Origin of the sequence: Providencia burhodogranariea DSM 19968 (assembly GCF_000314855.2) — a bacterium.
GTDB lineage: Bacteria > Pseudomonadota > Gammaproteobacteria > Enterobacterales > Enterobacteriaceae > Providencia > Providencia burhodogranariea.
In genome coordinates, this window is the sequence record NZ_KB233222.1 from 40,067 (window position 1) to 54,620 (window position 14,554).

Sequence of the window (14,554 nt, forward strand, 5' to 3'; positions counted from 1 at the left end):
ACTCCTTGTAAAACTACGGATAGCGAATTAACACAGTTGCAGTTGCTTTTATTTTTCCTATAGTCGGTGTCATATTATTAATTTTTCCTAGCGTTGATACGTAAGTTTTTCTGTATGACGTTGTAGCATTGACAGGATCTGCACTAATTTGACTACTTGCACTCATGATGGGATCCCAACCTGCAGACCTCTGTTGTTCAAGACTCGTAAAGCTCGGGCAATATGATGTGTAACCTGATGCAACAGGAATACAACCGACCCAGCTAACAAAATTTATGCTATTTCCATCACTATTTTGTAAGGTAATACCAACACCTTTAGCCATGTTTTGATCCGTGTAATTATCTGACACCAAATGAGTGACTCCGCCAGTAGTTGGATCTATAAGTCCTAATGTTTGTGCATGATTAAAAGCAGATAGTGATGGTTGTAATCCCACAGATACTGCAGCAGTAGAAATTGATTTATTAATGGTGTTATCACATTCTAATGTGATATCAAAATTTTTTGATATTTTTTCACCTGAGTTTAATTGATTAATACTGACTGTAGGAAAAATAACATATGGTGTCACCGTTTTAACAACACAGCTAGGTGTATAAGAAAATGTTGCAGCTGGGCTGCCATTTAAACCAATAGGTATTGAATAGTCCCAAGCATAAACATTTTTATTTGAATCTTGACCAATAATGACCTGATATCCCCCAGAGCCAAGTAAATTAATATAACCGCTAGGCTGTCCACAACCAGCTGCTAATCCATTAACAGCATATAAATCTGCAGTCCATACCTGATTTGGATTAGAGGTCTGACTCGTTGGGATGCTATCTTCCCTTGCTCCTAAACCATGACAATAAGTGTTTGATACATTATTTCCGTTCGCATCCGTTGTTTTACCATAAGGTTCAGGCCATTTAACTAACGTTGCAATTACTTTAGGTATATGTTTTTTCCTGATAACAAATCCACCATTGCTAGTATCTTCTGTTACCACGTTTACTGAACTCTTCGTCCAAATACGAGAAAAAACCTCCCCTGTATCAGCAAAGGAAAGTTTGATCGCAACATAAGGAAATTGAGTGGCATAATAACCAGGGTAGCCTGGTATTTCATAAAACCCCCCGATCCGACTATCGCCATTTGTAGCATAAGCCCAGGCTAAGTTATTTTTATCATTTGGCGATGTACAAGTTAATACAATACTATCATCACTGAGATTACCTAATCCGCCATTTCTGATGGTGTTGTAATTTGATATACCTGTTGCTAAAACGGTACCTATTGGCTGTAAATAATTACTTATAATATTAACTCGCCCCACACCTATTGAGGCGGTCGAAAAATCCCATCCAGTAACAGAACGCCCAAGAACTCCACTGCAGCTTGAATAGGTATAAGATGAAAAAAGCAGTATAACCAAAGTGATAGCATAGTTTGATTTTGTTCTAAATTTAACCATGTAATTCTCCAAGGTTAGATACATTTAGCTGATATTTTGATCAAGCTTTCATTTATTGAATCAGAGTTAATGTGATAATTTGCAACACATTGTTCGTCAGATTTATCACCCCAAGTAACAGTTATAACACCTTCATTATTATTTGACCGAAAATAAGCTTGATTATTTTGTCCGACAAGGCCGATGTTTTTATCTTTATCATCACTAATGGTTGCCCCCATTGGAATAACAATATTATTTTTTACTATTAAGTTAATTAATAATGGATAGCCCTGATTTGTATTAAATTTTATCTTAATAGCCGCTCCTGAATATGGGGCTATTTTTTGCTCTGAAGCCTCTATATCTACATTATTATTGAGTAGCCCATCAGATGTTATTCCGACTGAATTATATCGATAAGGGGTTAATGAGGGGACTAATGCATAACCACTACTGTTAATACTTGCACCTTGGCCATTATAAATTTTTGCACCACTGGCTCCTTCTGCTTCCACTATACCAAAAGTATTCCCTAAGTAAGGACCTAAAACAATGCCGCCTCCATGCAAAACTACAGCTCCCGTCATGCCCATGCCAAGTTGAGTGTAATTAGTTCCTTTGGAACCATTGGCATTTATTGATGCGAGAGCATATTGTTTATTTAAATTTGCAGAATAAGCAGTTTGATGTCCTTGGTCATTATGATTTATGTTTAGAGTGTAACTATAAGGCTGCTCTTGTTCGCCTAAAGTACCACTTAATGACGTTTGATACTGATTTCCATTGTTTTTGTCAAAATATATTGAGCTCGATAATGAAGTACCTGAACGACCAAAAGGGATATCAAAAGATAGCATAGTGACCGTATCATAAGATGAAGGTATATTATCATTTCTATAATACGCACCTGTTTTTTGTCTGGAAACAGATAGACTCATATTAACCTTATCAAATAACATCTTATTATAGTTTACTTGGTAGTAGAGGTCCCTTGAGCGACCTCGATTATATTCTTGTGTAGAGGCAGAAAAACTAAGGCTACCAAATCTATCAAGGGGTTGATAAATAGAGGCCGTTAATCGATATTTTTGTAAGTAAGTATTTGAACCCCAATTAGTTACCTCACCACTTTTTAAATAATATTGTTCATAGATGAAATCACTAAATTCACGATATCCCTCGGTTGAATAACGATATCCAGCCAAAGAAATATTTGTCTTGGTTGGCTGAAATGTTTTCGAATACGTAAGATTTGCCATTCCTCCCTGCTTTACACCGTACCCGCCCCCAAGATGTGCATTCGAGTATGTTGCATTAATACCAAATGCACCGAATCTAGTTGCAAAAACGCTACTAACCATAGCTGATTTATAATCATTTGCTACTCTAAGCCCCCCACCAAGGGTAATAAAATTATTTAATCCATACTGTAAAGATGAATCGGCAAATACTTTATCTTTAATAAGATCTCGAGTTTTTCCCGAAGCTATAGAATATTTGATTTTTCCGGGTCTTACGGAATCGGGCACTGCAGAAAAAGGAACGGTAAAACTATTTTTAGAACCATCTGATTCTATTACCGTAACCTCTAAATCTCCATTATAACTTGTTGGATTAATGTTTCTAATATCAAATGTGCCGGGAGGAACGGTTGTTTGATAAATAATTGCATTATTTTGTCTAACCTCGATTAATGCATTCGTTTTCGCTATCCCCGTTATTGTAGGTGCATATCCTTGCTCAGATACCGGATACATACTTTCATCTGATGATAGTTCAAAACCATTATAACTTAAGCCACCAAAAAATTGGCCTGTAGTATTCGTTTTACCCACTATCAAATTACTTTTAATTGAATAAATAGGTCGTTGTAAATAACTTGAAATATTATACCAGTCTGATGATGTATTACTGCCACCTCTATAGTTATTTTTGCTATAGCTGTAACTAGACAATTGCCGAAATTGCCACAATCCTAAATTTAAACCAGAATTTAAATTCAAATAGGCATAGTCACTATTACCAGAATGGTTTCCTGTATTTTTATTATGGAAATAATTAGCTGTATAGTTTGAGAAAATGACATTTTCACCACGATTAAGAGATGATTCCTCTATAGATTGGTTGTCTCTATTTTTAAGTAGTGATTGAGGGACATTAAAATCAAGTAACAAGTCGGAATTTAATTTTACTGTAGATTCTAAACTGACATCTGATAGCAAAACACATGAATTTTCTTTTTCCAATTCAATGAATTTTTTAATAAATTCATTGATAAATCCGGCTTGCTCTAACATTGATTTTGATAAGCAAATTACAGATTTTTTATTTACTTCAGAAACGGTTACATCATTTTCTCCAACCCGATAACCATTCATTATTATTGGTATATTGTCATAATTTCCAGGAATAACGGAATTATTGGTTGAAAGGTGTTCTAATATTCTAGAGCTTACATTACTACCCCTGAACATTTTTTCATCAAAAACTAAATTATCATCTAATCCACTATTTTCCGTATTGGATTTCGTAGGAGTGCTCACTAATAAACATAAAAATAGGATATTTTTTCTTAGCGTTAATTTAGTTTGATTTTTCATATGCTTGTTATTCTATAAGTTGATATTCCGCCTAAGTCATTGATTAAACTAATATATGATGAAATCCCACTCATGTTATTTACAGCGGGCACTTTTATATCCTCATGACTGAATGGCGGTATCATGTTTAAATTTTCGTCGGACACAGATATAATTTTATTATTATTTTTCTCAAGGCTAATATTAGTTGGTGTAATATGATACTCAGAATTATTTAGAATAGTGACTATCCCAGAGTTTAATTTACTGAGGTCTAATTCTAAAAAAGAAGAAATATTGTCAATATTTTGCTTTAGGCTATTAGGTCTATAGAATATTTTCACAGTGCTTTTATAGGTTATTAATAACTTATTAACATTCTTTTCTGTTGCTGGCAATTGAACAAAATTCAAATAAAATACTGATTCGCGATCCCTAATCAGCCTATCTCCGGTGTAAATCAGTTTTACTGATTGTCCTTGACTTGGATCGATTCTAAAAATTGAAGGCGTAATAATGAAAGGTGCATCATTGTTACTCGAAGCTGAAATAGGTGTGTTGCTGACCCACGCATCAATCACACTGGGAACACGATCAGATGAGCGGAAATTTAAATTAACAAATTTTTTATCTTCGGGATAAATAACTCTGGTGCCAATTAGTATCACTGATGCATGGGATAGCTGAGTTAGTATCACTAAAAAAAAACAGGAGAATAAAAGTTGTTTTACTGAGTAATAAATGTTCAATTAAATATCCCTTTTTAGTAAAGAGAGTAATGAATAAAATCCACTACCCTCTTCCCATATTATTTATAAGTTAATGCATACTGCAATTGTGACTCGACTTTACCAATAGTCGCTTTACCATCTGAATGGTATTGAGCTGTAAATGGAAATTCAACATTTCCTGTAGTCGGTTTAGCTATTAGATCCGTACTGTATTCGCCTAATGTAAAATCAATAGGATCAGTTTTATTATCGTCTAAGATCTGAATAGAAACATCTGTAGCTGGAGTACCCGTTGCAATATTAACCAAGTTCCCAGTGTTAGTTGTTGATGTTGAAACTAATCTCATTCCTACAGTTGCCTGAGCCCCAGCACTACAACCGCTGACTGTAAATTTAAAAGGTGTAGCTCCAGTGACGTCACCTGATTCCTCCAAAGTGGAAGCCAAGACCGTTGGGAGCTGTACAGAAACATCACCTTTAGAACCATTGATTGTAATATCGCAAGTGGTATCAGATACCTCGCCTAAAAATGTAACAGTATTAGATGCAATCGCGGTAAATGGTAACAATAATGCAATACTTAATAGTTTGTATTTCATATAATAGCCTCATAATTAATTAGCAATAAAACTTTTCTTACCGTTTAAAAGAGTAGTGCAGAAATTTTTTTTTGCACTACTCTTTTAAACGATATTTATAATTATTATTCAATAATGCGATTATGCTTATAAATTAGCGAATGCTTCAATGTAATCCCCAATTGATAGAATGAGTTACAAATAGATAAATTAAGTATTAATGCTTAATTGTATTCTATAGGAGTTGTATTATAAAAAAATGTGCATACTGATTTCTTGAATATTTTTGTCCTAAGGTACATCGATATCTAATATCTATATTCTTTATCATGACTTATGCCATTATTCTGTTTCATATATCTTAGGTATATTTACATATGGCAATAGGTGAATTTTCATTGTTAATGTTTATAACAAAACTTAAACATTGCCTACCATGATTTACTTGGAAAAAGTTGTATTAATCGATAAAGTCACAGTGAATGTCATTAAAAAAATCAATCTGAATAATTTAAGGTGAAAACTATATTGCCGAGAAATTAGATTTCTAATCATATTTTTATACATATTCCCAATATTGCTTTGAACTATTAGATCTTCCTTTCTATTTCCATAGAAGTCACTTGCTTTAATCAAATAGGATACTTTAATAATAAATATAATTTAATTACTTAGGTGTTAAATGAAAAAGTAAACACAAGAATATTCCTCAGAGTTTAAGCCAGAAGTTGTGGCATAGGTAATCACAGTAGGCTATTTTGTACCAAAAGCTAATGGCTCAGTTTAATCATGTCATCACTCAAGGTATTACCTATAAAGTCAGAGCAAAATGCAAACACAATAAAGTTGTGGCGGACAGCTTCTGAAACTAAATTTTAATCTTAATCTTCTAACCTTTAACGAAGCTTGGCCAGGCGATGTGACGTATTTAAAGGTTCTGTCGCATTAAGGATGAAAGTTTGAAGGAAAGTGCGGGGGCTAATTTTTAAGCAACTAAATAATAAAACATGGCAGCAGGGGATAATGCCTTCTCTTTTGGTTGACTGTATTGCCCTTTGCGTAACATCGATAAGATTTCAATGCCTGCCAATAGCGCTTGTGCTCGACGAAAGGATTTAAAACCCAACATCGGGCGTATACGTTGTTTGATATTCCTATGGTTTTGCTCAATCCGGTTATTGAGGTATTTATTCTGTCTTAATTTGATGGCACCTGCCGGTGATTTACCGATGTTGAGTGTGCCGACTGCTGCCTTATTCGCGCTGCTTTTATCAATAGTTATCACCTCCGGTTCCCCCTGATGCCGTATTGCTTTACGGAAGAAACGGAGAGCGGCGGCGGCATCGCGTTTAGCGGTCAGTAAGAAATCAATCGTTTGCCCTGCGGTATCAACTGCACGATATAAATATTTCCATTGCCCGGTGATTTTGATGTACGTTTCATCCATGCGCCAGCGCCGACCCACTGGACGTTTGTACCGACGAAAGGCTTTGTCTAATAACGGGACTAATCGGAGTACCCAGCGATGCAAGGTGGAATGGTCAACGTCAATCCCGCGTTCCCTCATTATTTCTTCGAGATTGCGTAAACTTAAGGCATAGGCTAAATACCAACGAACACATTGTGCGATGATATCGGCAGGGTAATGGAGTCGTTTGAAGGCTTTTCGAATTAAAGACATTGTAATTCACTCTGCAAAAACACAAATGTTACTCGAATAATCCTTAATGCGATAGAACCCTATGCATTGCCTTGATTAATAGGACGATATGCCGAAGTTGAGCTATCAAAAAATAGGTCTATAGAATATAGTTTGTATTTAGCGTTTTAGGTATCTTATTAATCGATAATGAATCTACCCATATAACTGAAACATCTAGTTATTAAACTAATTTTCTCAATGGTCAGCTACTTAATTTATTCATTTGGCTGTACGATTTTTACACGCAGAATCTAATTTCAAGCTCACATTTCTTGATGAGGTAAACACGAGCTGGTTATCAACAGTAACATGATTAATAAGTTCTTTATTTAATGACAATGACAAAAATGAATACGTCGGCAAATTAAAGATTGCGATTGAGCTGCAATTATCAGTTTTAGTTAGTTTATGAGTAAACAGCTTCAAAATATAGTTAATCGTATTCTCAGAGTTATTAATTCCTCATTTATTGATAGAAAATTGTGATCATGACGAGAAATTTAAATAATCAACTTTCTTAAGTTTATGTATTAATAGTTCTAATGAGTTCAGTATTTAAACTTACGTATAAATATTTTTTATTTGATGAGTAAACTGTACAACCAACAATAAAACTTGTTTTAATTTTTAGAGTTAATATTATTAACCTAAATATCAAACTGATTAATTGATAAAAAATTATGGTTATTGGAATACTAATTACAGCTGCTGGCAAAAGTACTCGTTTTCAAAATGCGGGTGGTCATGGCAATAAGCTGAATAGCAGCTTGGGAACAGAAACGGTATTTAAAAAAACGCTCTTAAACTCAATAAAGACAGGCCTTCCTGTTCATGTTGTTACTCGTCCTGATAACCAAGGAGTGATAACCCATTGTCTACAGTTGAATGTTCCTTTTTCATTATTAGACAGTGACGGCTTAGGGGAAACTATTGCATTAGGCGTAAAAGATACTGCTCATTGGGCTGGTTGGTTGATTCATTTAGCCGATATGCCTTATGTTCAAAGCCATGTGTTTATTCAAGTCGCCGAAAAATTAAAAGACTACCCTTTAGTTCGCCCTGTTCATCATGAAAAGCCTGGGCATCCTGTCGGTATATCTGCCAAATATTTCCAGCAATTAATTAATTTAACGGGTGATGATGGTGCAAAATCAATATTGAGTAGTGGTATCATTTATAGAATAAAAATAAATGATCAAAGTGTTGTTGATGATATTGATTATCCTAGAGACTGTTGAGCTTCAAAGTTCAATAGTCTCTAACACGAGTGAATAGGAAGTTAGTATGTTACGTGAAGATTTAATCGTTATCACCCAAGCCATAAATTGGCTAAAAGTAGAATCTGTTTGGCTATGTACCGTGTTAAATACCTATGGCTCTTCACCTAGAAGCCCTGGTTCGCTTTTAGTTGCAAAAGGTGATGGACAATTTTTAGGTTCCCTATCTGGGGGCTGTATTGAAGAAGACTTCCTGCAAAGAATACAAAATGGTGAATATCTTGAAGCTAGTCATGTTGTTCGCTACGGGCAAGATGGATTAGCAACACACGTCAATTTGCCTTGTGGGGGAAGTTTAGATGTTTTGATCGAATATTTGCCTAATAATGAAATATCACTGAATTATCTTCTTGAAATGCAAAGTGCGCTTCAAGGATACTCTTCCATCCTCAAAGAATTGGTCTTGCCACAACATGCAAAGGTAAGCCGAGTAGCTCAGTCTCAATATATGACTCAGGTGGAGCGCCACGATAATTTGATTCGGTTATTAATTGCTTCACCGCCTAAATTGGTCATTGCGGGGTTATCTAACGTTGGGATGTATTGTGCGAACTTTGCGTTAACATTAGGTTTTGAAGTGACTATTTGTGAGCATCGCGAAGATGAATTAGTTCGTTTCGCCGATCAAATTGACCCTCAGTATGAAATTATTCCATTATTTCCTGCTCGCTATTTAGAGGAAAATAGCTGCTCTGCAAATACCGCTATTGTTTCTTTAACGCACGATCCTCGTATCGATGACTTAACACTGATGGAAGCGGTTAATACTCCTGCATTCTATATTGGTGCCATGGGGTCTCAACGTACGAGTGATAAACGACGAGAACGTCTTATTAATACTGCTGAAATGTCGACGGATGAATTAAATCGTATTCATGCTCCTATAGGTATTCCAATTGGCAGCAAAACACCACCTGAAATAGCTTTAGCGATCATGGCCGATATTGTGGCGAATAAAAATGGTAAAAGTACAAAATAAATAACCTCACCAGATTTGAAATATGACAGGCTAGTTCCCCAACAAAATCACGATGGATTGTTGGGGAATATTATTTTACTTAGCTTATTTTTTCAGTTTTTCAACTTGCTCTTCAGTTACTGGAACGGATTGACCACCCCAGTTAGCTCGAGCCCATGTAATCAGATCTGCAATTTCTTGTGCATCAAGGTCATCTGCAAAACTTGGCATAGCATACATGCGTTGGCCATTTGGGAATGTGGTTGTCGGTATGCCCTGTAAAACTACATTGATGAAAGTTTGCGGGTTATCCATCGCCAAGATAGCATTGCCTTTTAGGGCTGGTATGCCATTTGGCACACCTAAACCTTCAACACCATGACAACCAGCACAAGTTGACATATAAGCCAAACGACCTTTTTCCATAATACTATTTGCTTGGGTATTATCAGCTTCAGGTAGTGGCTGTGGAGAAGCTTGGGCTTCTAACAATTGGCCATGTTGATCGGTTAAAAGATATGTGGCGACATCTTTAACCATTTCTGGACTCATTTGGTTTGTCGAAAAGTGGGTAACTGTATTCATATCCCCAAATGAAGAGCCTTGTGGCGAAATACCCGTTTGTAAAAATTGACTGAGAGAAGTCATATCATAACCATGCTTTGAAAGTGCTTCAGCGGTGATATCGGGTATGGCTAAATCATCATATTCCCCACCTTGTAGGGAACGAGAAAACTCAACACCCATCATAATGTTTCGGGGAGAGTGACATGCGCCACAATGCGCTAACCCTTCAATGATGTAAGCTCCTCGATTCCATTCAGGGGAACGATGAGGGTTATTTGGTGGGTTTCGCTGCGGGAAATTGAGCAATGTCCAAAAATTCATAAATGGTCGAACGGGTAAAACAAACACCCCAGTATTTTCTTTATTGGCAACCGGCATTGCCGGTATGGTCATGATATAAGCATACAGAGCATCTAAGTCATCTGATGTTGTCATGTGTGTGAAAACAAAAGGCATTGCAGGATAGAGGTTACCTCGCTCTTTACCAATTCCATCTTTGAGCGCACGATGAAAATCGGCTCGAGAGTAATTACCAATCCCAAACTGTTTATCAGGCGTAATATTAGTTGAATAAACGATACCGAATGGAGTACCAACGCCAAGGCCCCCTGCACCTAAAGGACCTTCAGGTAATGAATGGCATCCAAAACAGTCGCCAGCAATGGCTAATTCACGCCCTCGAGGAATAAGTCTTTCCACCTCGTCGGAGGTGAGTGGTTTATCTAAATTTGGACCGATGCTTGATGTGCGAAATAAACCAAACAGAATTGCCAGCATGAATAACACACCTAACACAATGACTGTATAGATTATTTTTCGCTTTAAAGGTTTTTTTACCATTTTTTCACTTTCCTTAATCGATCACGCAGCCGGGTGTTTCTAGCGCGACTTTACGTATCGCTTCATAGTAGCGAACGTAACCTGTGCAGCGGCAAATATGCTCATTTAATGCTTCTTCAATCGCATGTTGTAAGTCTGCACGTTTGACTGGTGTTTGCTTGAGTCCATTAAGAAATACGGTTGCACCTGTAACAAAACCGGGAGCACAGTAGCCACATTGAAACGAGAAATTCTCGATAAATGCTTGCTGAATTGGGGTCAATTCAGTGACTTTTCCGTTCTCGTCCTGTTTTGCTTGTCCTTCAATGGTAATAATTTCTTTGTTATTGAAATAGTGTGCCCCAAAAATACAGGTACGACTTTCGACTGTTGAGCCATCAGGTAGGACTTCCATGATGGTGCAGGCATGGCATATCCCTTGCCCGCAACCGAAATGAGTTCCAGTTAAGTCAAGATATTCATGTAAAAACTCAATCATTGGCATACCAACAGGTACATCAATTGGACCAATTTTTTTGCCATTAATGGTTAGGCTTAAAGGTTTTCTTTCAATAATAGGAACGGCATTTTTGATGTTCATGATAGTGCCTTTTTAATTTTATCTACCGTAATTGGGAATTCATAAAAACGCTTACCGGTTGCATGTGTTAACGCATTGCTGGTGGCTGGAAGGATTGGGATCATTCCAAGCTCAGCCATCCCTTTTGGTGGAGAGGTTTCCGAAAGAGGGGGTAAGTAATCAATGGTTTGCTGCCAAACTGCCACATCTTTAGCGCGTGGAAGAACATAGCGGTTAAAATTCCAAGTACCGTTACCCGGTCCATCTTCATAAAGCGGCATTTCTTCCATCAATGCGTGGCCAATTCCCATTGCTGTTCCACCTTGAATTTGGCCAGAGACAAGTTCAGGCACAATCATGGTTCCCGGATCCATAAGCATATGATGGCGCATGACTTCGACTGAGCCAGTCATTGTATTGACATTTAGCTCAACTAAGCAGGATGCCGGTGTTACGGTTGTCGGGTCGGCTTTAGCCCGTTGGGTTGGTGGGTAGTAAGCCATTTTACGCTTAATAAAATGATATCCGCCCGTTGTCATTAGGCTTTTTAGCTCGTTAGAAGCACCATCACCATAACGAATTGATATAGCATCTAGAGGTAGATTTCGCTGGCCAACAGTTGGAATATCAAAATCAGCACGTGCCCATTGCCAGCTGGAATAGCCATGAACTGCAACGCCAGTAATCAGCCCCATTTCATGAGCTCGTTTTGCCAGAATGTTGAAGGGGATTGGTTTCATTCCACCGCCACCAATGCCTTCAGGACCTACGCGAATATCAGAAAACTCGACATTAAGACCATTAAAAGCACCACCACCGGGACCTTCACTCCAAATACTTTTTGCTGCTGGCCATAGGCTATTTTCAAGTAAAAAATGGCCTGCTTGGCGAGTACCAAAGCCAATGTAGTAAACACCACTGGATGAACTCATGTCTGGAATAAGTGCTGGTGTCCAATACGGATCACTTTTTGAGAGTTCATCTTGTTTTTTCTGATCTGCCCAACTGGTTTTTAACGGCAGTTGATCAAATTCAGTCACACCAAACTCCACGACATCAGGCGCTTTACTTAACGCTTGCCATACCATGACTTGTTGCGCTGTTGTGCCGCCAGTACCAATTTCTTGCATGCAGTGTCGCATTGTCAGCTTACCCTCTGCATCAAATTCAAGGGAAAGGATCGTTGGTACACCACTGGAACCATAAACTTGTTGAACTTGCGCAAAGCCAACGCCATAAAGTTTTCCGGGGTTAGCCGCATCATATTCCGCTTTGTTTTTATTGCGGTTAATCCAAAGTGGATGTTTTGCTGCAAGGTTTAGCATTTCTACGTTGCGAGGATCACCCGCAATTACGCCACCTTGTGTATTCGGATAACCTTCTAAAATGGCATTTTGACGGCGTAAATCAATCGGATCAATATTGAGCTCATGGGCAATTTCATCAACCATCAATTCGGTAATTGCCATTGATTGCAATGAACCAAAGCCTCGCATCGATCCTGCTTCTACAGCTGGAGTCGCCATCGCAAGTGCGGTTAGGTCTGATTTAGGAAAGTAATAGATAGATTGTGCACCACGTACAGCAACATGAGAAACGGCGACTGAAAGGTTTTCACGACCGCCGCCATTACAGTTATAGGTGCCTTTTAAGACTTCAAATTTACCTGTCTTTCTATCCCCAATAATTGTTACATCCATTTCAATGGAGTGGCGTTTCATGCCCATTTGGAACTGCTCATAACGGTCATTCGCCATACGAACAGGAAGGCCATTGGCATAGAAGCTGGCCACCATCGCATAGAAGGGGAAAACAGAATAGTCTTTAGAACCATATCCGACAGTAGAGCCGGTTAATAGGATGATATTTTCGACAGGGAAGTGTTTATTTCTGTTTGATAGTTCTGCCGCTGCATTGACAACGCCTGCTGGGGATTGAGTTGCGGTGAGAATATGCAATGTTTTAGTTTTGCTGTCATACCAAGTATTACAGTTATCTGGCTCCATCGCACAAGGGTCGATAGATTGTGAAAAGCCATGGCGTTCCAATACAAACTTATCAGGGTTTTGGCGTGCAGCTTCAATTTCGTCACTGATCGCGCGAGCGTAATTCATTCCTCTCTCTTGGGCGTCTGGCTTTTCTTCGGCCTGATGGAGTGCTTGGATAAAACCACCGCCCCGATCTTTACGGATTACGGGTGGAATACTAATGCTATGTTTAGGATCGTAAGGAGGCCAAACAGGTGTGTTGCCATCAAAGCCACCTTTGATACCCGAATCTTGGTAAGGTGAAAAAATAGAAGGAGCAAGTGGAGTTTCTCCACCAATACGCACATAACGAGCAGCACCATAGTTTGCAGGTGGTTTTGCACCTGTTACAGAACCATATTTAACGACGCTCGTTTCAAAACGCAGCATACGTTGAGCTGCGCTATAAGAATCAAAATCGCTGTAAATAAGGATGGCGACAGGGTGGCCAATAATTGGTGGCGTATCACCTTTGGGGACTAAAACGTTATAGCCATAGAAACCTTTTCCCATACTGGTATCTTGTGGGATATTCAGGCCATCTCGAATTAAATCTTCTTGCAAAATAATTCTATCCGGCTGCAAGTTTGGCCCTAATATAGAGATATCGATCCCTTCAAAAGTTCGATCCGCTTGGGTTGCCTTTAGCATAAATGCATAGCTTTGTTTTTGTGGCCAGCCGGGGATATCTTTAGCACGGTAATCACGTGCAAAGTTTTTTCTTCCAGTGACTTTTTCGACGCCATCCCAGCGATAACGTGCTTTACCATTCTGGCCAATCCAATCGGTTTTTGGACTATCTGAATCAAGTTCTAGGGCAGACGCGAAAGGGAATCGTCCTACCATGACGGCAATACCCGCGATGGTGCCTAATTTGATAAAATTTCGCCTAGAAATATGTCCCGTCATTTTATGCTTCCCGAATTTATTATTTGCGGATTTATATTATGGAGAAAAAGTGTATGGCTATTTAAAATAATGATGTAATTTTCATTCAATGTCATTTTGATATTCATATTAAAATAATCTTAATATGATTGTTTTTTAACATAAATATAACCATTCAATAATACCATATAATTAATGAGTGAATTAACTTATCTATAATAAGAGTATAATATTATGCGGCTCTTCTATATTAAACAAAAGCAACTGAAAAAAACGAATAATTAAAATAAGTCGCGGAATGTATCTTTGTTTATCGCTTAAAGGTATTTAAAATTATTTGGTGTATATCTGAATACCAAAATAAATGGATAAAAATAGTTGATAGACCGAGCGTTACAACGATTGGT

Annotated in this window: 10 protein-coding genes; 2 read left to right on the forward strand and 8 right to left on the reverse strand. The window is 37.8% G+C overall.

Annotation, left to right across the window (positions count from 1 at the left end; genetic code table 11):
• Positions 1–13: 13 nt before the first annotated feature.
• The 5 genes from OOA_RS00185 to OOA_RS00205 form a co-directional block, all read right to left on the reverse strand.
• Entirely contained in the window at positions 14–1,459 is a 1,446-nt protein-coding gene (locus OOA_RS00185) for a fimbrial protein (RefSeq protein ID WP_008910089.1), read from the reverse strand.
• Between the two features lie 14 nt (positions 1,460–1,473).
• Entirely contained in the window at positions 1,474–4,041 is a 2,568-nt protein-coding gene (locus tag OOA_RS00190) for a fimbria/pilus outer membrane usher protein (RefSeq protein WP_008910090.1), read from the reverse strand.
• Positions 4,038–4,769 carry a fimbrial biogenesis chaperone gene (locus OOA_RS00195; RefSeq protein WP_008910091.1) on the reverse strand — a complete coding sequence of 244 codons (732 nt, stop codon included), beginning with the start codon at positions 4,767–4,769 and terminating at the stop codon, positions 4,038–4,040. The genes OOA_RS00190 and OOA_RS00195 overlap by 4 nt, the downstream gene beginning before the upstream one ends.
• A gap of 59 nt (positions 4,770–4,828) precedes the next feature.
• Entirely contained in the window at positions 4,829–5,350 is a 522-nt protein-coding gene (locus tag OOA_RS00200) for a fimbrial protein (RefSeq protein WP_008910092.1), read from the reverse strand.
• A gap of 964 nt (positions 5,351–6,314) precedes the next feature.
• Complete coding sequence (locus OOA_RS00205; protein WP_008910093.1) at positions 6,315–7,010, reverse strand: IS6 family transposase; 696 nt, start codon at positions 7,008–7,010, stop codon at positions 6,315–6,317.
• 701 nt (positions 7,011–7,711) lie between these two features.
• Between OOA_RS00205 and OOA_RS00210 the strand changes: the two genes are divergently transcribed.
• Positions 7,712–8,269, forward strand: coding sequence for a nucleotidyltransferase family protein (locus OOA_RS00210; protein WP_008910094.1), 558 nt, complete (start codon positions 7,712–7,714; stop codon positions 8,267–8,269).
• 46 nt (positions 8,270–8,315) lie between these two features.
• Positions 8,316–9,287 (forward strand): XdhC family protein, encoded by a 972-nt coding sequence (locus OOA_RS00215; protein WP_008910095.1) that lies wholly within the window; start codon positions 8,316–8,318, stop codon positions 9,285–9,287.
• 84 nt (positions 9,288–9,371) lie between these two features.
• Here OOA_RS00215 and OOA_RS00220 read toward each other — a convergent pair whose 3' ends face one another.
• Genes OOA_RS00220 through OOA_RS00230 form a run of 3 tightly spaced genes read right to left on the reverse strand, consistent with a single transcriptional unit; the run spans position 9,372 to position 14,168 of the window.
• The gene (locus OOA_RS00220; protein ID WP_008910096.1) at positions 9,372–10,673 is read right to left on the reverse strand and encodes a cytochrome c; all 1,302 of its coding nucleotides are present in this window, start codon (positions 10,671–10,673) and stop codon (positions 9,372–9,374) included.
• Between the two features lie 13 nt (positions 10,674–10,686).
• The gene (locus OOA_RS00225) at positions 10,687–11,253 is read right to left on the reverse strand and encodes a (2Fe-2S)-binding protein (protein WP_008910097.1); all 567 of its coding nucleotides are present in this window, start codon (positions 11,251–11,253) and stop codon (positions 10,687–10,689) included.
• Entirely contained in the window at positions 11,250–14,168 is a 2,919-nt protein-coding gene (locus OOA_RS00230; protein ID WP_008910098.1) for a xanthine dehydrogenase family protein molybdopterin-binding subunit, read from the reverse strand. The genes OOA_RS00225 and OOA_RS00230 overlap by 4 nt, the downstream gene beginning before the upstream one ends.
• Positions 14,169–14,554 lie beyond the last annotated feature (386 nt).

Coding starts and splice junctions, on each gene's coding strand:
- OOA_RS00205 (WP_008910093.1), bottom strand. CDS start 7,010: ATGTCTTTAATTCGAAAAGCCTTCAAACGACTCCATTACCCTGCCGAT.
- OOA_RS00185 (WP_008910089.1), bottom strand. CDS start 1,459: ATGGTTAAATTTAGAACAAAATCAAACTATGCTATCACTTTGGTTATA.
- OOA_RS00215 (WP_008910095.1), top strand. CDS start 8,316: ATGTTACGTGAAGATTTAATCGTTATCACCCAAGCCATAAATTGGCTA.
- OOA_RS00230 (WP_008910098.1), bottom strand. CDS start 14,168: ATGACGGGACATATTTCTAGGCGAAATTTTATCAAATTAGGCACCATC.
- OOA_RS00210 (WP_008910094.1), top strand. CDS start 7,712: ATGGTTATTGGAATACTAATTACAGCTGCTGGCAAAAGTACTCGTTTT.
- OOA_RS00220 (WP_008910096.1), bottom strand. CDS start 10,673: ATGGTAAAAAAACCTTTAAAGCGAAAAATAATCTATACAGTCATTGTG.
- OOA_RS00200 (WP_008910092.1), bottom strand. CDS start 5,350: ATGAAATACAAACTATTAAGTATTGCATTATTGTTACCATTTACCGCG.
- OOA_RS00190 (WP_008910090.1), bottom strand. CDS start 4,041: ATGAAAAATCAAACTAAATTAACGCTAAGAAAAAATATCCTATTTTTA.
- OOA_RS00225 (WP_008910097.1), bottom strand. CDS start 11,253: ATGAACATCAAAAATGCCGTTCCTATTATTGAAAGAAAACCTTTAAGC.